16 protein-coding genes and 2 pseudogenes are annotated in these 20,955 nt (G+C 73.0%); 12 read left to right on the top strand and 6 right to left on the bottom strand.

Annotated elements, in window-relative coordinates; genetic code table 11:
* Positions 1-77: 77 nt before the first annotated feature.
* The 3 genes from ACFY2K_RS23270 to ACFY2K_RS23260 form a co-directional block, all read right to left on the bottom strand.
* Positions 78-599: a MarR family winged helix-turn-helix transcriptional regulator gene (locus tag ACFY2K_RS23270; protein WP_380527575.1), complete on the bottom strand. Its 522-nt coding sequence runs from the start codon at positions 597-599 to the stop codon at positions 78-80.
* Positions 600-711: 112 nt separating this feature from the next.
* Complete coding sequence (locus ACFY2K_RS23265) at positions 712-1,701, bottom strand: nucleotidyl transferase AbiEii/AbiGii toxin family protein (protein WP_387713657.1); 990 nt, start codon at positions 1,699-1,701, stop codon at positions 712-714.
* 345 nt (positions 1,702-2,046) lie between these two features.
* On the bottom strand, positions 2,047-2,538 hold the full coding sequence (locus tag ACFY2K_RS23260; protein WP_380527579.1) for a YcxB family protein: 492 nt from the start codon (positions 2,536-2,538) through the stop codon (positions 2,047-2,049).
* A gap of 154 nt (positions 2,539-2,692) precedes the next feature.
* Between ACFY2K_RS23260 and ACFY2K_RS23255 the strand changes: the two are divergent.
* Together ACFY2K_RS23255 and ACFY2K_RS23250 are read left to right on the top strand one after the other, a co-directional pair.
* Positions 2,693-2,947, top strand: a pseudogene (locus tag ACFY2K_RS23255) (alpha/beta hydrolase); the annotation flags it as partial.
* A 124-nt stretch (positions 2,948-3,071) separates the two neighbouring features.
* On the top strand, positions 3,072-4,067 hold the full coding sequence (locus ACFY2K_RS23250) for a hypothetical protein (RefSeq protein WP_387713654.1): 996 nt from the start codon (positions 3,072-3,074) through the stop codon (positions 4,065-4,067).
* Between the two features lie 67 nt (positions 4,068-4,134).
* Here ACFY2K_RS23250 and ACFY2K_RS23245 read toward each other — a convergent pair whose 3' ends face one another.
* A complete protein-coding gene (locus tag ACFY2K_RS23245) occupies positions 4,135-5,355 on the bottom strand; it encodes a response regulator (RefSeq protein WP_387713651.1) in 1,221 nt (406 codons plus the stop codon).
* 287 nt (positions 5,356-5,642) lie between these two features.
* Between ACFY2K_RS23245 and ACFY2K_RS23240 the strand changes: the two genes are divergently transcribed.
* The 7 genes from ACFY2K_RS23240 to ACFY2K_RS23210 all read left to right on the top strand — a co-directional run bounded on the left by ACFY2K_RS23240 (position 5,643) and on the right by ACFY2K_RS23210 (position 10,774).
* On the top strand, positions 5,643-6,449 hold the full coding sequence (locus tag ACFY2K_RS23240; RefSeq protein ID WP_380527587.1) for a pyrroline-5-carboxylate reductase family protein: 807 nt from the start codon (positions 5,643-5,645) through the stop codon (positions 6,447-6,449).
* A gap of 204 nt (positions 6,450-6,653) precedes the next feature.
* Positions 6,654-7,385, top strand: coding sequence for a DUF4232 domain-containing protein (locus ACFY2K_RS23235; protein WP_387713647.1), 732 nt, complete (start codon positions 6,654-6,656; stop codon positions 7,383-7,385).
* A gap of 65 nt (positions 7,386-7,450) precedes the next feature.
* Complete coding sequence (locus ACFY2K_RS23230; RefSeq protein WP_380399460.1) at positions 7,451-7,579, top strand: hypothetical protein; 129 nt, start codon at positions 7,451-7,453, stop codon at positions 7,577-7,579.
* Between the two features lie 130 nt (positions 7,580-7,709).
* On the top strand, positions 7,710-8,375 hold the full coding sequence (locus ACFY2K_RS23225; RefSeq protein WP_380587615.1) for an ArsR/SmtB family transcription factor: 666 nt from the start codon (positions 7,710-7,712) through the stop codon (positions 8,373-8,375).
* Positions 8,372-9,697, top strand: a complete 1,326-nt coding sequence (locus ACFY2K_RS23220) for an MFS transporter (protein WP_387713643.1) — start codon at positions 8,372-8,374, stop codon at positions 9,695-9,697. Before ACFY2K_RS23225 ends, ACFY2K_RS23220 begins: the two co-directional genes overlap by 4 nt.
* Before the next feature lie 88 nt (positions 9,698-9,785).
* Entirely contained in the window at positions 9,786-10,352 is a 567-nt protein-coding gene (locus ACFY2K_RS23215) for a dihydrofolate reductase family protein (protein WP_387713641.1), read from the top strand.
* 44 nt (positions 10,353-10,396) lie between these two features.
* A complete protein-coding gene (locus ACFY2K_RS23210) occupies positions 10,397-10,774 on the top strand; it encodes a bleomycin resistance protein (protein ID WP_380527601.1) in 378 nt (125 codons plus the stop codon).
* Positions 10,775-10,915: 141 nt separating this feature from the next.
* Here ACFY2K_RS23210 and ACFY2K_RS23205 read toward each other — a convergent pair whose 3' ends face one another.
* Positions 10,916-12,424, bottom strand: coding sequence for a purine-cytosine permease family protein (locus tag ACFY2K_RS23205; RefSeq protein WP_387713638.1), 1,509 nt, complete (start codon positions 12,422-12,424; stop codon positions 10,916-10,918).
* Between the two features lie 552 nt (positions 12,425-12,976).
* Between ACFY2K_RS23205 and ACFY2K_RS23200 the strand changes: the two genes are divergently transcribed.
* On the top strand, positions 12,977-14,599 hold the full coding sequence (locus ACFY2K_RS23200) for an alpha/beta hydrolase (RefSeq protein ID WP_380527605.1): 1,623 nt from the start codon (positions 12,977-12,979) through the stop codon (positions 14,597-14,599).
* Between the two features lie 408 nt (positions 14,600-15,007).
* On the opposite strand, the gene ACFY2K_RS23195 is transcribed toward ACFY2K_RS23200, so the two are convergent.
* On the bottom strand, positions 15,008-15,742 hold the full coding sequence (locus ACFY2K_RS23195; RefSeq protein WP_380527608.1) for an ABC transporter ATP-binding protein: 735 nt from the start codon (positions 15,740-15,742) through the stop codon (positions 15,008-15,010).
* A 406-nt stretch (positions 15,743-16,148) separates the two neighbouring features.
* Between ACFY2K_RS23195 and ACFY2K_RS23190 the strand changes: the two genes are divergently transcribed.
* Both ACFY2K_RS23190 and ACFY2K_RS23185 read left to right on the top strand, forming a co-directional pair.
* Entirely contained in the window at positions 16,149-19,478 is a 3,330-nt protein-coding gene (locus ACFY2K_RS23190) for an FtsX-like permease family protein (RefSeq protein ID WP_387713635.1), read from the top strand.
* Positions 19,475-20,955: pseudogene (locus tag ACFY2K_RS23185) on the top strand (hypothetical protein); the annotation flags it as partial. The gene ACFY2K_RS23190 and the pseudogene ACFY2K_RS23185, both read left to right, overlap by 4 nt.

Genomic DNA, 20,955 nt, shown 5'->3' with positions numbered 1-20,955 from the left:
CTTAGGTGCCTAACTATTACGGTGAAGAGAAGGCGGGCCGCTCGGCGGCCCGCCTCGGGCTCGGGTGGTGCGGGGCGTCAGTCCTCGGTGAGGGCGTCGATGCCCGAGACGACCCGGGCCAGCAGGTCCAGGAAGGTCGCGCGCTCCTCGACGCTGAGGCCGCCGACCAGCGACTGCATCCGGGCGAAGTGCTCGGGAGCGAGTTCGCGCAGCCGGTCGGCGCCGCGCGCGGTCAGGATCACCACGTTGCCGCGGCCGTCCTCGGTCGACGGCCGGCGGACCACCAGCCCCTCCCGCTCCAGCCCGTCGACCAGGCCGGTCACGGTCGCCCGGGAGACCCCGAGGGTCGCCGCGAGCTGGGACGGCGACTTCTCGCCGCCGTGGTCCTCCAGGTCCGCCAGCAGCCGGTACCGGCCGGTCGAGAGGCCGAACCGCCCGAAGTGGACCTCCCCGGCCTGCCCGATCCGTGCCCCCGCCGCCATCAGCCGGGCCGCGACCAGGATCGCCTGCGGATCGGCCGACAGGCCGTAGCGGGCGATCTGCCGACGGGCCTGCTCGATGCTGGGGGCGGCGGGACCGGTCTCGGGGTGCTGCGTCATGAAAGTAATATGGCGCCTCATCAGTTCCTGGTCAAGCCGCCCCGGTCACCCGTGCCCGGGAGGCAGGCCGGGCGACGGCACGCTACGGCCCCTCCGGGCGGTCGGTGCCCGGTCAAGGCCCGGTCAGGGCTCGGCGCAGGCGGGTCAGCCAGTCCTGGGCCGCGCCCCGGACCCAGGGGTGCTGTGCCCGGAAGTCGTCCCAGGCCCCGGGTGGGAGGGAGAGGGTGTCCAGGTGCGGGGTGGTCGCGCTCGCCGAGGTGCCGGGTCCGTGGCGGAACACCCGGTGCAGCAGCTGGGGGGAGGGGCCGGAGCCGGCGGCCTCCGCGAGCAGGACGGCGTCGTAGAGGTCCTTGGGCTTGGCGCGGCCCTCCGCAGCGGAGTCGGCGTGCAGCCACAACAACTTCCAGGCGAGCGACAGCTCGCGGCTCGCGGTCCGCACGGGCGTCGGCGCAGCGCCGTCGCCCCGGGGGACGGCCGTCCACACGGGGGCCTCGGGCAACTGCTCGTCGCGGGCGAAGTCCAGTCGCACCTCGCCGGGCGGGAGGCCGTCGGCCCGCCAGGGGATGACCAGGCGGATGCCCGGGGTGTCGTACTCCGAGTAGGTCCAGTCGCCGTCGAGCCGGGCGGCGGCCGGGTCGAGGGTCAGCCCCGGGGCGGCCGTCGGCTGCTCGCGTACCAGGTCGAGCAGGGCCCGGTGGGGTGGGTCGGCCTCCGGCTCCGCCGCGTCGATCCAGTGCAGTCCTTCGGGTGCGACCACGGGTCGCAGGCCGGGTGTGTCGAACTCCTCGAAGGCCCAGATCTCGTACCGGGCGGCACCGTCGGCGGCTTCCGGCCACTGCTGGACGGTTGCCGGTTCCGCTACGTACGGGTACGGGTGCCCGGGATCGACGGGGATCAGCGGCGGCGGCGGGACGATCCAGTCGAGGTCGGCGGGCTCCCGTGCGTCGTCCCCCACCCAGGCCGGCATCACCATGCTTCCGCGCAGCACCAGGGTTTCCCCCAGGGGGGAGGCGGCGACCAGGGCGAGGAGGTGGTCGAGGGCGGCCCGGTGGGCTCGACGGTGCCCGGCGTGGTGCTCGAAGTCCCCCGTGAAACCCTTCATTTCCGCCGCTCCGCGCCTGCTCGTCCGTCCGGTCGTCGGTGGCCGACTGTAGCGGCGGGCACCGACAGCGTGCGGGCCGGCCGGGACCGCGGGGACGGGGAGGCCCGCGGTCCCGGCCGTGGGAGGCACCGGCCGACGTGGGGGCGTGGGCCGGTCTGCCCAGCAGCTCCGCAAGGGGGTGGTGGGGCTGCTGTGACCCGGAATGCTAGACCGGCCCGGGCTCCGTGAACAGACCTTTGACCTGCGAACTTTCGGCCGCGGACATGCCAGCGGGTCGGTGGTTCGCCGCCGGTGCGAGGCCGACCACGCCGAGCGCTGGGGCGCTCGACCGCCGTGCGGCCAGGGTCAGGAAGAGCGCCGCGGCGGGCGGTAGTTGGGCCTGGACCGCAACACCCTCAGCAGTTCGCCGAGTTCGTAGGGGTGGAACTCGCTCTTCGGTACGGCCACCGGGAGTTCACCGCGGGCGTAGAGGTACAGGTGGTCCCGGTCGTCCGTGATCCGGGTGAAGCGCGACCAGGAGAACGGCTGCCGGAAGTTCCCCGTCGTGAAGGCGCAGCCGCTGTCCTTGAAGGTGATGGTCAGCGGGCCGGGGTACTCCGCCCGGTGGCGGGCGACGCCGAGCCTGGTGACGAACGACTGCCAGAAGGCGAGCAGCGGCGCGACCACCACCAGCACCACGCCGAGCGCCGGCTGGCCACCTGTCACCAACAGGACGATGCCGCAGGCCACGAGCACCGCGCAGCAGGCCCGGACCACCGCGAAGCGGCGCCGGTACGCCCGCCGCACCCCGCGGTACTCCTCCTCGGCCGTCAGCTCGTAGCTGACGTGGATGCTCACAGTCCGCCCCCCCGGTGGTTCGTCCACTGCCCCGTCGTCCCGGCATCCTGCCAGGAGCGGCGGCGGCCGCCAAGTGCTGCGGTCCGCAGGGGCGTTCGGCGCTCAAGGACGGGCGGGATCCCCGGGGTCGGACACGGCGGCGGCGAAGCGGGCGGCCAGAGGCGTGGTCCGGCTGACGGACCGACGCCGCTACCTGGTCCCGGTCGTGGTGGTCTGCCCGGAGTTCACCCCGTGGCAGGCCCGGGTGCGGATCGCCGCGGGTGAGGCCCCGGGACTCGCCCGGGCCGAGCACGTCGACTTCGTCGACATCGACTCCGGCCACAGGCCACTGGCCACTGGCCACTGGCCCATGGTCACCAGGCCCGCCGAACTCGTTCACCTCCTCGACGACATGACGCCCCGGGGCTGACCCTGCACGCGCTCCGGCTGCGGAACCGGGTCGGTGCCCCGTAGTCGGGATCACCCCACCCGCGGGGCGCGTTCTGCGGCAGGATGTCGGCGTCGTCCCGCCCCGAGCTCAGGAGCGCCCCTCCATGCGCCGTGCTTCCATGGCCGCCTCCGCCGTCACCTCCGCTTGCGTCGCTGCGGCTCTGGCGGCCGTCCCGACGTTGTCCGGCTGCTCCTCGTCGGTGGTGGATCGGGACCGCAGCGCGGACGTCGGACTCGTCCTGTGTGCATCCGAAGGCGCCGATCCCGCCCTGGGCGGTCGGATGCGAACGGAGCGGTGCGCGATATCGGTCGACAACCGTTCTCCCCGCATGCTGGCGTACACGATCGACCTCGCCTGCACCAGCACCGAGCGCCACGCCTTCGACGCCGGCCGCATGCTCTACTACGTGCCGCCCGGCCGGCACACCATCGCCGGTGCCGGGATTCTGGACAGCGTCACCGACCGTGATCTGGCCTGTCACATCGGTTCGGCGAGCGCCCAGGAGCTGACTCCGGAGGACGGCAGGCCGGAGCCGGCGGAGTCCCCCGACGGCGTGCTGGCGGCCGCGCTGGCGCGGCAGGGAACCGGCGGTGGTCCCGGCCAGGTCGGTGCGGGGGCGTCGTCGGCGGCGGCCGGCGGGGCGTCGGCCGCCGCGCGGGCCGGGGACCCTGCCGCGGCATCGGCGTCCGCGGCTGCCTCCGCTTCGGCCGCGGCGTCGGCCGCTGTCTCGGCGTCAGCCTCGGCTGCGGCAGAAGCCTCGGCTGCTGCCGCCAGGACGGCGGCAGCGCAGCGGAAGGCGTTCGCCCAGGCCTACACGGTCGGCGACTACAGCGTCAGGATGAGCGCGGCGAACCCCGTCAACACCACGACCGTCGACCTCCTCCTCGATGTGACCTCGCACGATCCGAACACCGGGCTCGCCAGGCAGTTCGGACTCGTCGTCACGCTGCTGAACGTGGACGGCTCCGTGAACGCCGAGGGCACGGTGTGCGCCGAACTGTTGGGCGGCGACTCCCAGCGGCTCGAATTCAGCCCTGGCAGGGGAACGCCGGACTGGACGACAGCGCACGTCACCCGTAGTCCCACTGTGCCCTGCTGATCGTCCGGACTGACGGCCCGGCCATGAGGGCTCCGCCCGGGCGGGGGGAGCCGGGGCGGGGGTGTGGTCAGGGTGGCTGGTGCGGGGGAGCGGGGGTGGCGGGGGAGGGCAGGAGCCAGTCGGTGGTGGTGTGCGGGGGGCGGTTCGCGGGGGCGGGGCGGGGGGTGCCGCGGTAGTTCAGGTACATGCCGGTCAGGGCGGTGACCTTGGCGCGCAGCAGCCAGGGGTCGAAGGGCTTGACGATGAAGTCGACCGCCCCCGCGTCGTAGCCGCGCAGGACGTTCTCCGGGTCGGAGCCGATCGCGGTGACGAAGATGATCGGGATGTCGCGGGTCTGGGCGCGGCCCTTGATCTGGGCCGCGGTCGCGTAGCCGTCCATGCCGGGCATCTGCACGTCCAGGACGATGACGGCGATGTCGTTGTGCTGGAGCAGCGCTTTGAGCGCGTCCGGACCGGAGGTGACGGCCAGCACGTCCCAGTCGGCGGCCGCGAGGACGGCCTCCAGGGCCACCAGGTTCGAGGGCTGGTCGTCGACCACCAGAACCCGGGGCCGGCCGGTGGCGGTGGGGGCCGCGGTGTCGGCGGTGTCGGCCGTGGCGGCAGCCTCGATCCGCAGCGGGTCCTCGCCGGCCTGCTGCTCCGCCGCGATCAGCTGGCGTTCCAGCAGTTCGCAGCGGGCCTCGGCGGCCAGCCGGCGCCGGAGCGCCTCGCCCAACTCGGTCTCCAGCCGGGCGACCTCCTTCTCCAGGTCCTGCTTCTCCAGGAGCAGGTCCGCGCGGTCGTCGGCGTAGACGGCGACCTCGTCCGCACGGGCGCGCTCCCGCGCCCAGTCGCTCTCCAGCTGGTTGAGGCGCAGTTCCAGGTCGGCGATGCGGTGGTTCTTGTCGAGCAGGGCGTCGCCCAGGACGTCGCTGTGGGCGGCCGAGCGCCGTGACAGCCGGTCGGCCTCGGCCAGTTGGAACTGCAGCTGCTGGACGGCGTGGCCCACCGAGGCACTGGTCCTCAGCGCGGCCGCGTGGAGCGAGCGGAGGAGTTCGACGGTCTCCAGGGTGGCGACGGTGCCCCGGTCGGCGCCCACGTCGGTGAGCAGGTCCTGGACGAACTGCCAGGACGGGATCCGCTGCCCGGACAGGTAGCGGGACAGCGCACCCGGGCTCAGGTGCCGGCGCGAGCTGTAGCGGCGCACCGACACCGTGGGCCACAACCCCGCGAACAGGCTGCGCAGGGCCTCGGCGAAGGCGCGGCACTCCTCGTTCAGATCGGGGCTCAGCGGTTGCAGGTTCCCCACCCGGTCACCCCCCGGCGTTCTACGGGCTGCACAACGGCACCATCCTCGCAGTATCGGTGGGTTGTTCTGGTCGCGCTGACGGTGCGTCACAGCATGGACGGTCCGGGCCCCGTTGCGCCGCCGTTTCCGGGGTGGCAACACCGATCGGCAACACGGGGCGGTGGCCCGGGTGAAGCGTTCGGGCCCGCGGTGCCGCCGGCGGTGCCCCCGGCGGTGCCGCCGGTGGTGTCGCTGCCGGTGATTCGGCGGCCGGAGACCGGTGATCGACATCTGCGATGCTTGCCGCCATGAGCGAGCTTCGAACGGTGGGAATCGTCGGCCTGGGCCGCATGGGCCGGACCTTGGCGGCGGCTTTCGGCCGGGCCGTCGGGCCGGGCGGCCTCCACGCCAGCGGGCGCTCCGCCGCGAGCGTCGAGCAGCTCCGGCGGGCCGTCCCCGGCGTGCGGATCACGCCCCTGCGGGAGCTGCCCGGCGCCGCGGCGCTGCTCGTCCTGTGCACGCCGCAGTCGGCCCTGTCCGCCGTCCTGGGCGACCTGCGACCCGGGCTGACCGCTGACCACGTCGTGGTCACCATCAGCAACCGGCAGCCGCTGTCGGTGCTGGCCGGGGCGGTGCCGGGCCCGGTGGCCAAGCTGATCCCCAGTGCGGGCAACGAGATCGGCGCCGGCGCGACGCTCCTGGTGCCCGGGCCCGGGATGACGGAGGCGGCGACCGAGAACCTCCTGGCGTTGCTGCGGTCGTTCTCCACCCCGTTCGTCATCGGCGAGGAGCAGGGCCGCGCCGCGACCGACCTGGCGTCCTGCGGCCCGGCCCTGCTGGCCGAGGCCGCGGTGTCGATGGCCCGGGCCCAGTGCGAGCGGGGCGCCCCGCTGCCGAGGGAGCTGGCGGAGCGGCTGGTCAGCTGCAGCCTGGAGGCGGCGGGCCGCCTGGTCGGCGGCGGCGCCACGCCGGCCGAGGTGATCGAGCGGGTCGCGGTTCCCGGCGGCAACACCGCCGCCGGGATCGAGGCGGCCCGCGAGGGCCTCGACGCGGCGTGGCGCGCTGCCTTCCGGGCGACGCAGGACAACGAACGGTCCGACCGGCACCCGCACTGACGGCGGGGCGCGCGGGCCCGCCAGGCCCCTCGGCGTCCCGTTTCGGCGTTCCAGGGGCGCATCGTTCCCGCAGCTCAGAGGCCCTTTCGCCGTTCCAGTGTCCCCAACGGGGCGTTGGCTCTGGCGGCCGGGACGGACCGTTCCGCAGGCTTCGGTCATCCGGTCGACGTACGGTTCGACCGCTTGCCGAAGGGGCCCGAGCCCATGTCCGTCCGTACCTCCCGTACCTCCCGCACCCGGCTGGCCACCGCCGCCGTGGGTGTCGTGCTCGCCGCCCTGTCGGTCTCCGCCTGCACCGGCAACGGGGACACCGGGGACATCGCGACGACGACCGGCCCGACCCTCCGGGCCGCCGGTTCCGCCTCGCCCTCGCCCGCCGCTCCGGCGGGCAGCGCCGGTACCACCGGGAAGCCCTCGGCCGCCGCAGCGGCGTCCACCGGTGCGAAGCCCGGGGCGAGCGCCCCCGCGTCCAAGTCGTCCGGCGGGCCGGCGCCGGAGGCGGCCAAGCCGGTCACCTGCACCGGCGACAACACCCGGACGACGGCCGCCCCGCTGAACCGCCCCGTGAACCACATGCTGCTCACGGTCACCAACACCGGTAGCGGCACCTGCTACCTGTACGGCTACCCGGCGGTCCGGTTCGGGGAGGCCCAGTCCGTGCCCCCGGTGATCACCGACTCCAAGCCGCAGGCCGTCGTCACGCTCAAGCCCGGCGAGTCCGGCTACGCCTCCGTGAACCTGTCCTCCACCGACGGCACCGACAGTGCCAACGGCCACACGGTGAACTCCCTGGTCGTCTACTTCCACGGCCCGTCCGGCAACGAGAGCGTCGGTGCCGGGTCCCAGCCCTCGCTGCCCGCGAAGGGCGTCTACGTGGACGACTCCCTCAAGGTCACCTACTGGCAGCAGTCGATGGACGACGCCACCTCCTGGTGACCCCCGGCAGCACCCTCCGGTGAGCGAACGAGTGAACGAGCGAACGAGAGAAAGGGACAACCACCATGCCCAGCACGCCCCGCAGGATCGCCCGGCTCCTGGTCGTCTACGTCGGCGCGGCCCTCCAGATCCTCGTCCTCGGCGCCCCGGAGGACCCCGACCTCTCCCGCGAGGCCGGCCTCGCCCGGCACTGATGCCCGGCACTGACGGTGCTGCGCGACGGTCGACGGGTGAGCGGCGGCACCTCGCAGGCGAACCGAACCGCGAAGAGTTCTTCGCGAATAACTCTTCGCAAAGAACTCTTTGCGGACTACCGTGTGTCGCATGGCTGATGCAGTGGAGGGGCCGGACGGCCCGCAGGGTGATGAGGACTCGGTCGTCCTGGATGCCAAGGGGCTGCGCGCCCTGGCGCATCCGGTGCGCGTGCAGTTGGTCGGGCTGCTGCGGAAGCACGGCCCGTCGACGGCCACCCGCCTCGCCGAGCGGCTGGGCGTGAATTCCGGTACGGCCAGCTACCACCTCCGGCAGCTCGGCGCGGCCGGTTTCGTCGAGGAGGACACCGAACGCGGCAACGCGCGCGAACGCTGGTGGCGTTCGGTGCACCGGACCACCTGGTTCAACGAACCGGAGCTGGCCGAGCGGGAGCCCGAGGCCGCACTGGCCTACCAGCAGTCCGTCGCCGCGATCTACACCCTGCGCACCCAGCAAGCCCTCAACGGGCTCCAGACGATGCCCCGCGCCTGGCGGAACACCTTCGACATGAGCGACTGGGCCTTGCGGCTCACGCCCGAGGAAGCCGCCGCCCTGTACCGGGAGCTGGCGGAGGTCATCGCGCGCTACCGGCGGGACACACCGGAGACCGCGGCCGGTGCCCCCGAGGGGGCCGAACGGGTCGCCGTGATCACGCAGATCCTGCCCGAACCGGACGCGCCGGCCACGTCGTCGCTCCCCTCCGGCCCCCAGGAAGCGGAAGGAAGTCCGAGGTCATGACCGACGACGCCCCGGAGGCCGGCGGCATACCCGGCAAGAGGTCCTTACGGCCGCTGGGCGGGGTGCTGGCGGCCATGGTCGTGTCGCTGACCGGCACGCGGATCTCCGTCGTGGCACTGCCCTGGTTCGTCCTCGTCACCACCGGCAGCGCCACCCGGACCGGACTGGTCGCCTTCTGCGAGATGGCTCCCTACGTGGTGGTCAAGGCGTTCACCGGACCGCTGGTGGACCGGATCGGCCCGCGGGCCGTCTCCTGGACCACCGATCTGGCCAGCGCGACCGCCGCCGCCGCGGTTCCCCTGCTCCACGCCCTGGACCTGCTCTCCTTTCCCCTTCTGCTGGTTCTCGTCGCACTGATCGGCGCGGCCCGGGGCCCCGGCGACCTGGCCAAGGAGGTGATGGTCCCGGAGGCGGCCGAGCGCGGCCGGGTGCCGCTGGAACGGGCCACCGGTCTGGCCGGTGTGATCGAGCGGCTCGCCTCCACCGTCGGCCTGGCGGTCGGCGGATCCCTGGTGGCCCTGCTCGGCCCCTTGACCGGGCTCGCCGTCAACGCGGGCTGCTTCGCCCTCGGATCAGTGATCATCAAACTCGCGCTGCCCCGCGGCATGGGACACGCGGCCGAGGAAGCCTCCTCGCCGGCCGGGGAGACGGGACCGGGCTACTGGCGGCGGTTCGGCGAGGGCTTCACCTTCCTGCGCGGCGAGCCGCTGCTGCTCACCGTCATCGTCATGGTCGGCATCACCAACCTGCTGGACGCGGCGTTCGGCTCGGTGCTCGTCCCCGTCTGGGCCAGGGAGTCGGGCAACGGGCCGACCGCGATCGGCCTGATGGGCAGCGTGATGGGAGCCGCGGCGGTCGGCGGGAGCCTGATCGCCGCGGCCGTCGCGCACCGGCTGCGGCGGCGGGCGGTGCTTCTCACCGGATTCCTGCTCGCCGGGGCGCCGAGGTTCCTGGTCCTCGCCTCCGGCGCCCCGGTGGGGGTGGTACTGACCGTCTTCGCGGTCAGCGGGTTCGGTGCCGGCTTCGTCAACCCGGTGCTGGGGGCCGTCCTCGTCGAGCGGGTGCCGCGCCGGATGCTGGGCCGGGTCAACGCCCTCGGTGACTCGCTGGCCTGGGCCGGGATCCCTCTCGGCGGGCTGCTGGCCGGGGCGGCGGTGGCCGCCGTCGGACTCCTTCCGGTGCTGCTCACCTGCGGCGCCGCGTACTTCCTCACCACGAATCTGGCCGGACTGCGGGCGGAATGGCGCGAGCTGGACCGTACGCGCGGGCAGGGCGACTCCGAGGAGGACGTCCCCCGAGGCAGTGCGAAGGTAGCGACATGACGTCGTCGCGCAGCGGCAGGTGGCGGGGGACGACAACGGTCCTCACGCTGGTCTGGACGCCGGACACCCACGGACGGAAGGCCGGGCCATGCGGAAACTGATCTACGGCATGAATCTGACCCTGGACGGTTACGTCGCCGCGGCCGGCGACGACATCGGCTGGAGCGGACCGCCGAGCCCCGAGCTCTTCCGGTACTGGCTCGACCACGAGCTGGCGAGCGGCCTGTCGCTGTACGGGCGCAAGCTGTGGGAGACGATGAGCTCCTACTGGCCGACCGGCGACCAGCGGCCCGACGCCACCCCGGCGGAGGTCGAGTTCGCGCGGAACTGGCGGGACACGCCGAAGGTGGTGTTCTCCTCGACGATCGACACGGTCGACTGGAACGCCCGCCTGGTCACCGGCGACGCGCTCAGCGAGATCACCCGACTCAAGGCCGAGGACGGCGGCCCGATGACCATCGGCGGCGCGACGCTCGCCGGGGCGGCCATGCGCGCCGGGCTGATCGACGAGTACGTGATCGCCACCCACCCGGTCCTGGTGGGCGGCGGCACGCCGTTCTTCACCGCGCTGGACGGCTGGGTGGACCTGAACCTGGTGGAGACGCGGACGTTTCCCGACGGTGTCCTCCTGACCAGGTACGAGAGGAGGCGCTGAGCAGTCCGAGCACCCCGCTCCGGGGCGGCGGATAGGGTGGCGGCATGGACGAGTACGCGGTTCCGGTCCTGCCGAGCCGGGACCTGGACGAGACCCAGGAGTTCTACGGCCGGCTCGGCTTCGAGCCCCGGGGCCGCTGGGACGGGCCGGACGGCTACCTGATCGTCGTCCGGGGCACGGTCGAGCTGCACTTCCGCCATGAACCGGGGGTGGATCCGCTGACGACGGCGAGCAGCTGCTACCTCCAGGTCCGGGACGCGGACGCGTGGCACCGGGAGTGGGAGCGGATCGGTGTCGAGGCCGACCCGGCCACCGGCAGCCGGCTGACGCCGGTGGGCGGCACCGACTACCGGATGCGGGAGTTCGCCCTCGTCGACCGCAGCGGCAACCTGCTGCGGGTCGGCAGCCCGGTGGCCGGCTGAGACCCGCGGTCGTCGTTCCACGGGGAGTGCGTCAAGAGCAGAGGGAAACGGGACCGCCCGGTCGCCCCGACTCGGCTGAGTCGCTGCGACCGGGCGGTCCGGAGTCTGGGCCCGGGGGTCGGGCCCGGGGTGCGGCCGGGGTCAGACGGTGACCTGGTCGGTCCGCTCGGTCCGCTCGGTCCGCTCGGCCTGCTCGGCGGCCGACCGGCCGGGGGTGGCCGGGGTGGCCGGGGTGTTCTCCCGGGGCGTGGGGAGCGCGGCCATGATCGCGCCGGAGATCACGATGGTGGCGGCCCAGGCCAGGCCGTACTTGCCGACGGGGGTGTCGGAGAGCGGGCCGGCGAACCAGTCGCACTTGGTGAAGGCGAGCCCGAACAGCAGCGCGAGCACCCAGGAGACCATCGCCTGCCAGCAGAAACCGCCCGCGTACCAGTAGCGGCTGTTCCGGGTGGTGTCCATCAGGGCGGCGGCGTCGTAGCGCACCGCGCGCGTCCGGCGCCGGAACATGTCCACCGCGTAGACGCCGATCCAGGCGGAGAAGGAGACGGCGAGCAGGATCAGGAAGGTGATGAAGGAGCCCAGGAAGCTCTTCGCGACCAGCATCAGCAGCAGGCCGCCGACCAGCGAGATCACGGCGTTGATGCTGACGGCCAGGGCGCGCGGCAGCTTGACGCCCATGGTCTGCGCGGTGAAGCCGGCCGAGTACATGGACAGGCTGTTGATCAGCAGCATGCCCACGATCGCGGTCAGCAGGTAGGGCACGGCCAGCCAGGTCGGCAGCAGGTCGCCGAGGAAGGAGACCGGGTCCGCGGCCTGGGCCAGGCCGGGGGAGGCCACCGCCATCACGGCGCCCATCAGCACCATCGGCACCATGACCAGGCCGGCGCCGGAGACCGTCACGCCGACGATCTTCCTGCCGGAGGCGGAGTGCGGCAGGTAGCGGGCGAAGTCCGGGCCGGTGGGGACCCAGCTGATGCCGCCGGCGGCGATGGTCCCGATGCCGGCGACCACCATCGCGGTGGTGCCCGCGGGCTTGGAGAAGACCTCGCTCCAGTGCATGGTCGCGATCAGGTAGCCCAGCACCAGCACGCTGAACACGCCGAAGAGGTACGTCGACCAGGTGTTGCAGACGTTGAGCGCCTTCCGGCCCATGCCGGAGACCAGGAAGGTGCAGGCGACGAAGGCGAACAGGGTGATCACGATCAGCGCGGTGTTGCTCTTGACACCGAAGACCAGGTCGAGCACGGTCAGCACGGCGTAGGCGCCGGTGACGGCGTTGATCGTCTCCCAGCCGAACCGGGCGATCCAGAGGATCGCGCCGGGGAAGAGGTTCCCGCGCACCCCGAAGGTGGCCCGCGAGAGGGTCGCGCCCGGGGCCCCGCCCCACTTGCCGGAGACCGACAGCACGCCGACCAGGCCGAACGACACGACCGCGGCGCACGCGGCGACGATCAGGACCTGCCAGAAGTTGAGCTGGTTCAGCACCACCAGGGCGGCACCCATGGTGAGCAGCAGGACGCTGATGTTCGCCGCGACCCAGGTCGGGAAGAGCTCGCGGACTCTGCCCTGACGCTCGTGGTCGGGGACGGGTTCGATTCCGCGCGTCTCTATCGCGCCGGCGGCGGTGTCGGCGGTGGACGTGTTGTCCATGAGGGGGGCTCCGGGCGTGTGAAGCGGTGGTAAATCGGGCAAATGGAACATTTATGGAACTCTTCGCGCGTAGCGCGGGAGTTGAGTCATCCTACTTTGTTCCGGATGCATCCTGATTGCGCTACCCTGCCGCCCGCCGCAGGCCCGCCGCCGCCCCGCCGCCATCCCGCCGCCGCCCCGCCGTCCTGCCGCCCCGGAGCCTCCTGGGCCCGTCCGGCCGGCCCGTCCGGCCGACCCGGCGGGCGTCCCGGGCACGGGCCGGAGTCCACGGGGGAGTGGATGCGGCGCCCGGGCTCGGTCGAGGAGCGCCGCGTCGAGTGGATCAAGGACCTGGTCGGCCCGCCGACCCACGGCTCGGTCGGCGCTCGCCCGTCGTCCGATCGGGTGTGGTTGAACCACCGTCAGGTCAATCAACCGTCAAGTTGGTTCATTCACAGAATGTTTCCGGGGAGAGCGGCCGGAAGTCCGAAACAATTCCGCCGCTACGAGGTCTTCACAGGGAGATCTCAGACTGACAGGCTGGGGCCGCCCTTTCAGCACGGAGGAGGTTCCTTGTCCCGCATATCCACGTTGGCCGGAGCGGTCACTTGCGCGCTCGCCCTTGTCACCGGAACCGCTGTGGCCGCGTCGGCCGCGCCGATCGACCAGGCCCCGGGTGCGGCGGCCGCCGAAGCGAAGGTCGACCCCGTCGACTGGAAGCCTTGTAACCCCGACCCGACCAAGCCGGACCCGGGCGGCTTCGACTGCGCCGTCTACCCCGTGCCGCTGGACTACGACGACCCGTCGGGCCAGAAGGTCGGCATCGCCATGATGCGGCACCGTGCCAGTGACCCGGCCAAGCGGATCGGTTCGCTGTTCATGAACCCGGGCGGCCCCGGCGGCAGCGGTTACATGTGGGCGACCACCACCCGCTTCGGCGCCGAGGTGCAGGCCAAGTTCGACCTGGTCGGCTTCGACCCGCGCGGGGTGGCCCGGAGCAACCCGCTCAAGTGCTTCAAGACCCAGGAAGAGGCCGACGCGGTCAACAACCGCATGGTGGGCGTCCCCGTCACCAAGGCCGAGGTCGACGAGACCCTGGACGCCGACCAGGACTACACCGACGCCTGCAGCAAGAACGCCGGCCCGCTGATCGAGCACATGTCGACCATCAACGTGGTCCGTGACCTCGACCGGATGCGCCGCGCCGTCGGCGACTCCCAGCTGACCTTCGCCGGGTTCTCCTACGGCACGCTGATCGGGTCCACCTACGCCGCCATGTACCCGAACAAGGTGCGCGCGGTCATCGTCGACGGCAACGTCGACCCCGACCTGCGCCTGCACAACGGCCTGGAGTACGACCGCCAGCGGGCGGGCGGCTTCGAGATCGCCCTGGACGAGTTCCTCAAGCGCTGCCAGACCGCCGGCGCCCCGCGCTGCGCCTTCGGTGACGGCGACACCCGCGCCAAGTTCGACGAGCTCCGCGACCACCTGCGGACCAGCCCGATCACGCTGTCGAACGGCTCCAAGGTGACGCTGAGCAGCTTCACCAGCGAGGTGGCGAGCGCGCTGTACTCGCAGGCCAAGCTGGCTCCGCTGGCGAAGTCGCTGCAGGCCACCTACCAGGTGATGCAGAAGCCGGCCGCGGCCGCCCTGCTGGCGCCGAAGGCGGACGTCTCCGACGAGGCGGCCAACCAGCTCACGGTGAACGTCCCGCGGGCGCTGCGCGAGGCCCCGGCCGACTCCGAGTACGCCGGTGACGACTCCTACATGGGCGTCAACTGCCAGGACAAGCCGTACCCGTCGAACGACCGGGTGTTCGCCAACGTCGCCCGTGCGTGGGAGAAGGAGTCGCCGACCTTCGGCCGCTACCAGGCCTTCGACGCCCCGGCGTGCGCGAGCTGGCCCGCCCCGGCCCGGGACGCCGAGCGCTTCACCGGCCCCTGGAACAAGAAGACCTCCAACACCGTGATGGTGATCGGCAACCTCTACGACCCGGCCACCCAGTACAAGTTCGCCCAGCGGATGCAGCAGGAGCTGGGCAACGCCGTGCTGGTCAGCGTCGACTCCATCGAGCACTGCGCCGTCGGCCGCAGCAAGGCGCTGAACGCGCTGGTCACCCGCTACCTGGTGGACGGCACCGCGCCGAAGCCGGGCCAGCTGCTCAAGCCGGACGCTGAGATCTTCCCGGCGGTCTGAAGGATCTCCCCTCGAACGACCGGCCGTTGAGGCCGGGGCCGTGGTGGCCGACGATCCCGTCGGCCACCACAGTCGTGTGCGGTGGAGAATGCGGCAGGAGATCGCCGTCGAACTTCCCGGTGGAGCGAATTCCGGCAGCTTGCGAGGGGCCGTCATCGGTGCCACGGGAAATCGGGATCCGATTCGACGGTGTGACAGCTCGCCGGTAGAGAAGCGAAAATGACGTGCAATCATAGTGATTCGTCAAGGAATCCACAAAGCCGAATACGGCCGTGGGTGTGCTGTTAGCCCTGCTCGCCCTGCTCGCCCTGCTCGCCCTGCTCGCTCAAACTCGAGAGGCAGGTCTCCGTGGGGTGCGGTGGGCCTGCCGCCCACCGCACCCCGGCCCGTAGCCCCGGCCCGCCGCTGCTAGGCGGCCTGCTCAGCCTCTTGGTCGAGGATCCGTCCGTCGTGGAGTTCGATGACCCGGTCGGCGAGGGTCATCAGCGTCGGGTCGTGGGTGGCGACCAGGACGGTGACGCCCTCGCTCCGGACCACAGCGCGCAGCAGCTCCATGATCGAGCGGCCGGTCTCCGAGTCCAGCTGGCCGGTGGGCTCGTCGGCGATGATCAGGCCGGGGTCGTTGGCGAGTGCGCGGGCGATCGCGACGCGCTGCTGCTGGCCGCCGGAGAGTTCGCCGGGCCGCTGGTTGGCGTGGTCGGCGAGGCCGACCAGGGCGAGCAGGGTGTGCGCGCGCTCCTCGCGCTCGGCCGGCGGGACCTTGCGCAGCCGCATCGGCACGCCGACGTTCTCGGCGGCGGTGAGCATCGGGATCAGTCCGAAGGACTGGAAGACGAATCCGATCCGCTCCCGCCGCAGGGCGAGCCGGCCGTCCTCGTCCAGGCCGCCGAGATCGATGCCGTCCAGGACGATGCTGCCGCTGGTCGGCGCGTCCAGACCGCCGACCAGGTTGAGCAGCGTGGTCTTGCCGGAGCCGGAGCGGCCCTTGAGCGCGGTGAGTTCACCGCGCTCGATCGAGAAGTCGATGCCGCGCAGGGCGTGGACGGTCCGTTCCCCGCTGCCGAAGCTGCGCCGCAGATCGGACACGGCCACCATCGGGCCGGTGGCCGTCAGGGTGGTGTCGGCGGCCTGGTCTTGCGTCATGCGGCGTCCCCCTGGGGTGGTGACGACCCGGTTCTGTTCGGGTCAACGGATGGAGTGCTTTCGTGGGTTCAACCTCCCGGGCAGAGAAATTCGAAAGGAGAAGTTCCCTGGTCAGGAGGCGGTCGGCGAACCCGAAGTCATGAAGTGTGCATGGCATTTCAGTGGCTTCTCCCCACCGGGGATGTCGCCAATACAAGGAATTTGCTCATTGCTTACTTGATTCGCGCAAGTCCCTTCCGTTCCTGGATCGAATCTGACAGCATCGTCCGCTATCCGGCGATCGAATGCCGGTGATCACTGCGCCGGTACGCCCGTGGGGTGCCCGTCCGTGACCGATGAGGGTCCGGAACGGATCGACGGGTGGGGGCTGGATTGCGACCGGGTCTGAGACCGGGGGAGGAACTTGATGCTCGGCTTCGTCGTGCGCAGGGTGCGCGGGCGACTGCCGCTGGCTGCTGCCGTCCTGCTGACGGTACTGATCACCACGGCGGTACTGACCGCTCTGGTGACCTTCAACAGCAGCGTCGGCCAGGCCGGCCTGCGGCAGGCGCTCCAGGGACCGGGCCATGCCCGCACCGCTGTGGTGGTGACCGCGGAACACGGCTCCGACCAGCGGCAGAAGGACGAGGAGGCGCTCGCCTCCTACCGGCAGAAGCTCTTCGGCGACCTACCGGTCCACACCGACAGCCTGCTGCGCAGCCGATCCTTCGGCCTGTCGGGCGGTGACGCCCCGGCGGCCGGGAGCGGCACGGCGCCGGGCGCCCCGGCGGGTGGTCAGTCCGGCACGGACAAGGTCGACCTGACGGTCCTCGCGGACCTCGACCGCTCCCGGGTGAGCCTGGTCGCCGGTGCCTGGCCGGGCGCCGTCACCGGGCCGGTCCGCTCCGCGGCCCCGCAGGTCGCCGTGCCGCAGACCATGCTGGCCCGGCTCGGCCTGACCGCCCGGGCGCTGCCCGTGGACGTCCCGCTCACCGACCGGCTCGACGGCACGGCGCTGACCGTCCGGGTCACCGGCGTCTACCGGGCCGCCGATCCGTTCGCCGCGTACTGGCGCATCGACCCGATCGGCGGCCACGAGGTCGAGACCGGCGGATTCACCACCTACGGCCCGATGATGGTCGACCCGAGCGCCTTCGCGGCCGGGGCCCTGCCGCAGAGCAGCCGCGGCTGGCTGCTCGACGCCGACTTCGCGGGCGTCGACCAGGACACGGCCGAGGCCATCGGCGGGCGGGCCCAGCCCCTGGCCGACGACCTGCGGAAGACCTCCAGTCTCACTGCCACCACCGAACTCCCCGTCCTGGTGCGCGAGTTGTCGGCCAGTCTGATGGTCGCCCGGTCCACCCTGCTGATCGGCGCGCTGCAACTCGCCGTGCTGGCCGCCGCGGCCCTGCTGCTGGTGGTCCGGCTGATCTCGACCCGCCAGGAGCGGGAGAACGAACTGCTCGCCGCCCGCGGTGCCTCCGGTGCCCGGCTCGGCGGATTCACCGCCCTGGAGTCGGTGCTGCTCGCCCTCCCGGCCGCGGTGTTCGCACCGCTGCTCACACCGTTCGTGGTCCGCGTCCTGGCCGGCCTCGGCCGCGCCCACCAGATCGCCCTGGACACCCGGTTGAGCTGGACGCTCTGGCCGGTGGCCGTGCTCTGCACCCTGCTGTGCATCGCGCTGGCCAGCGCGCCCGGCCTGCTGCGCGGCGCCGGCGCCGCGCTGCGCCGCAAGGCCGGCCGACGCCAGGCGGTGGTCTCCGGCATCGCGCGCAACGGCGGGGACCTCGCGGTGCTCGCCCTGGCCGTGCTCGCCTACCAGCAACTCGACCAGTACGGCGGCGGACTGTCCGCCGACTCCTCCGGACAGCTCGGCGTCGACCCGCTGCTGGTCGCCACCCCCACCCTGGCGCTGTGCGCGGGAACCCTGGTGGTGCTGCGGCTGCTGCCCCTGGTCGCCCGGCTGGGCGCCCGGGTCGCCGCCCGGGGCAGCGGCCTCGGCCCGGCCATGGTCGGCTGGCAGCTGTCGCGTCAGCCCGCCCGGGCCAACGGGCCGGTGCTGCTGCTGGTGATGGCCGTGGCCACCGGCGTGCTCGCGCTCGGCCAGCACGCCACCTGGACCGACTCCCAGCGCGACCAGGCCGCCTTCGACACGGCCGGCGGCCTGCGGATATCCGCCGCGCACACCGCGCTGATGGGCCAGGGCGGCCGCTACGGCGCGCTGCCCGGCGGCGACCGGCTGATCCCGGTCTACCACGAGCAGCAGCCGCTCCCGGCCGGCACGGGCCAACTGCTCGCCCTGGACACGGCCGCCGTCGCCGACCGCGTCCCGATCCGCGCCGACCTGCTCGACGGGGCCGACCGGGCGGCGGTGTTCGGCCCGCTCGCCCAGCCGGCCCCGACCGGCGCCAAGGGCGGGGTCCCGCTCCCCGGCCGCCCGCTACGGATCGACGCGGACCTGTCCATCCGACAGACGGTCGACAACACCGGCCTGTTCACCGGGATGCACCCGATGGCCCCCTCCCCGCCGGAGGTGACCCTGCTGCTGCGGGACCGCAACGGCTACGTCCACAAGGCCCCGTTCGTCGGCCTCCCGGTCAGCGGTCAGCAGCACGCCTCGGCCCCGCTGACCACGCTGGTCGACGCGCCGATGGGCGCCGTCGCCGCGCCGCTGACCCTGGTCGGGGCGACCGTCTCCTACAGCGACCGGGCCGAGGGCGAGGTGACCGTCGGCCGGCTGGCCGTCTCGGACAGCGCCGACGGCCCCGCGACCGAGGTCCCGGTGCCGGCCGGCCTCTCTTGGAAGGGGGACGTGGTCGACGGTCCGGCGCTCAAGAGCGGGGAGGCCCCGCTGGTCGCCGTCGCGCCCGAACCCGCCGACGCCGGGCGGCTGTTCACCGTCGACTACCGCTTCGCGAGGGGCACCGGCCTCTCCCTGCGGGCCGTCCTCGGCACCGCCGGGACGGACGTTCCGACGACCGTGTCAGGCGTCGCCACCAAGGACTACCTCAAGCTCATCGGCGGCTCCGCCGGCGACGTCGTCCGGGTGCCGTTCGCCGGGGGCGTCGTCCCGGTCAAGATCACCAAGGCGGTCGAGGCCGTGCCGGTCGGCGGCCGCAGCGCGCTGGTCGTCGACCTCGACACCGTGGCGCGGCTGCTGGCCGCGCAGGGCCGGGTGCTGCCCAGCCACGCCGAGTGGTGGCTGCCGGCCACCGGGCCCGGCGACCGCGCTCCGGCCGAACTGGCCGCCGCCGTGCGGGCCGCCCCGGGCACCCAGGACGTCCAGCTCTCCGACGAGGTCACCGAGGGGATGCTCAGCGACCCGGTGGGCGCCGCCCCGCAGAACGCGCTGATGGCCATCGCGCTCGTCACCGCTCTGCTCGCCGCGATCGGCTTCGTCGCCGCCGTGGCCGGCTCCGCCCACGAGCGCGCCCGGGACTCCGCGCTGCTGCTCGCCCTGGGCGCGCCGCGCAAGCAGGTCACCCGCACCGTCGCGGCCGAACAGGCGCTGCTGGTCGGGCTCGGCGGGACGGTCGGGCTCGCCCTCGGCGCCCTGCTGGTCCACCTGATCGTCCCGTTCGTGGTCCTGACACCCGCCGCCCACCGCCCCCTGCCCGAGGCCCTGATCGACCTGCCCGTCGGCCAGGCCCTGCTGTTCGCGGCCGCGATCGCCGTCGCCCCGCTGCTGTCGGCCTTCCTGATCGGACGCCGCCGTCGAGACGTGGCCAACCGGCTGCGCCACGTGGAGGAGATGTGACCACCCAGGCCGGCACCCCCGTGCCCGCCCCCGACACCGCCCACCGTCCGGCCCACCGGCCCGCGCGCTGGGTCCCCACCCGGCTGCGGGCGAACCCGCTCGCCGCGCTGCTGATGGCGGTGCTCGCGTTCGTCACCGTCTTCCTGGCGGCGGCCTTCCCGCGGATCGCGGACCGGGGCGCGGACGCGGCGCTGCGCGACTTCGTCGGCCAGAAGGGCCTCAACGCGACCAGCCTCCAGGTCACCTCCCGGACGCAGCTCGACGACAACGCCGTCGTGCTCGACCAGGTGCAGCGGCAGCTGACCGAGACGGTCGGCCGGCAGCTGACGCTGGCCCAGGCGGGCCAGGCCCACGGCGCCCGCGCCCTGAGCGGGCGCACGATGCGCAACCCGGAGTACGTCCGGATCTCGGACAGCACCGACCCCGAGATCGGCCTGTTCTACCTCCAGGACCTGGCCGACCGGGCCACCCTCACCGACGGCACCTGGCCGACCCCCGGCACCGGCGACGGTCCGCTGCCGATCGTGCTGAGCAGGACGGCCGCCGACACCATCCACATCAAGCTCGGTGACGTCATCGACAACGGCGTGGACGGCGTGGGCGCCAAGCGGACCACCGTGGTGGTCGGCTTCTACCGGATCAACGACCCCCACGACCCGTTCTGGGACAACCTCGGCTGCCCGGCCCGGGCCTGCCTCAAGCCGGTCCCCGAGCACGAGCACTGGGCGACCAGCGGGTTCGTCGACGGCGCCGGCCTGGCCGCGCTGGCGCGCTGGGGTTCGGGCGCCGAGAACTTCTGGCGGCTGCCCGTCGACCCCGGCGCGCTGCGCGCCGACCAGCTCGCCCGGACCCGGACCGTGGTCAGCTCCCTCCAGACCGGGCCGGGCGCCACGAACCTGTCCGGCGTCACCCTGCGCGGCGACCTGCGGACCGGCTCCAGCCTGACGGACATCCTGAGCCGGGCGGACGACCGTTACCGGGCGTCGTTGCCGCTCAGCACGATCGGCCCGGCCGGTGTCGCGGGTGTCGCGGTCGTGGTGCTGTTCCTGGCCGCGGCGCTGACCACCGACCGGCGGGCCGCGGAGATCCGGTTGCTGCGGGCCCGTGGCGGTTCGCGGACCGGGGTGCTGGGGCGCTTGGTCGGTGAGGGCGCGGTGACGGTGCTGCCGGCCGCGGTGGCCGGTGCGGCGCTCGCGGTGGTGCTGCTGCCGACGCCGCGGTGGGAGGGCGCGGTGCTGGCCGCCGTGGTGGCGGCGTCGATCGCGCTGCTGGCCTTCCCCGCGCGGGCGGCGCTGTTGTGGTCGCGCGGGCGGGCCGCGGGTGGACGGCGTCGGCTGGTGGGTGAGCTGGCGGTGCTGGCGGTCACGGTGGCGGCGGTGGCCGAGGTCCGGCGTCGGGGTGTGGGGACGGGTGGCGGGTTGGATCCGCTGCTGGTGGCCGCGCCGTTGCTGCTGGCGGTGACGGGTGGGCTGGTGCT

Source organism: Kitasatospora sp. NPDC001309 (assembly GCF_042896295.1).
Classification (GTDB): domain Bacteria; phylum Actinomycetota; class Actinomycetes; order Streptomycetales; family Streptomycetaceae; genus Kitasatospora.
Note: the sequence above shows the minus strand (reverse complement) of the source record. Positions and strands in the feature narration are given on the sequence as shown.

Excerpts from the sequence above, each read along its gene's own strand:
- ACFY2K_RS23195 (WP_380527608.1), bottom strand. The coding sequence starts at position 15,742 with ATGACGCAAGACCAGGCCGCCGACACCACCCTGACGGCCACCGGCCCG.
- ACFY2K_RS23230 (WP_380399460.1), top strand. The coding sequence starts at position 7,451 with ATGCCCAGCACGCCCCGCAGGATCGCCCGGCTCCTGGTCGTCTACGTC.
- ACFY2K_RS23265 (WP_387713657.1), bottom strand. The coding sequence starts at position 1,701 with ATGAAGGGTTTCACGGGGGACTTCGAGCACCACGCCGGGCACCGTCGA.
- ACFY2K_RS23235 (WP_387713647.1), top strand. The coding sequence starts at position 6,654 with ATGTCCGTCCGTACCTCCCGTACCTCCCGCACCCGGCTGGCCACCGCC.
- ACFY2K_RS23205 (WP_387713638.1), bottom strand. The coding sequence starts at position 12,424 with ATGGACAACACGTCCACCGCCGACACCGCCGCCGGCGCGATAGAGACG.
- ACFY2K_RS23240 (WP_380527587.1), top strand. The coding sequence starts at position 5,643 with ATGAGCGAGCTTCGAACGGTGGGAATCGTCGGCCTGGGCCGCATGGGC.
- ACFY2K_RS23270 (WP_380527575.1), bottom strand. The coding sequence starts at position 599 with ATGACGCAGCACCCCGAGACCGGTCCCGCCGCCCCCAGCATCGAGCAG.
- ACFY2K_RS23210 (WP_380527601.1), top strand. The coding sequence starts at position 10,397 with ATGGACGAGTACGCGGTTCCGGTCCTGCCGAGCCGGGACCTGGACGAG.
- ACFY2K_RS23220 (WP_387713643.1), top strand. The coding sequence starts at position 8,372 with ATGACCGACGACGCCCCGGAGGCCGGCGGCATACCCGGCAAGAGGTCC.
- ACFY2K_RS23225 (WP_380587615.1), top strand. The coding sequence starts at position 7,710 with ATGGCTGATGCAGTGGAGGGGCCGGACGGCCCGCAGGGTGATGAGGAC.
- ACFY2K_RS23250 (WP_387713654.1), top strand. The coding sequence starts at position 3,072 with ATGCGCCGTGCTTCCATGGCCGCCTCCGCCGTCACCTCCGCTTGCGTC.
- ACFY2K_RS23215 (WP_387713641.1), top strand. The coding sequence starts at position 9,786 with ATGCGGAAACTGATCTACGGCATGAATCTGACCCTGGACGGTTACGTC.
- ACFY2K_RS23190 (WP_387713635.1), top strand. The coding sequence starts at position 16,149 with ATGCTCGGCTTCGTCGTGCGCAGGGTGCGCGGGCGACTGCCGCTGGCT.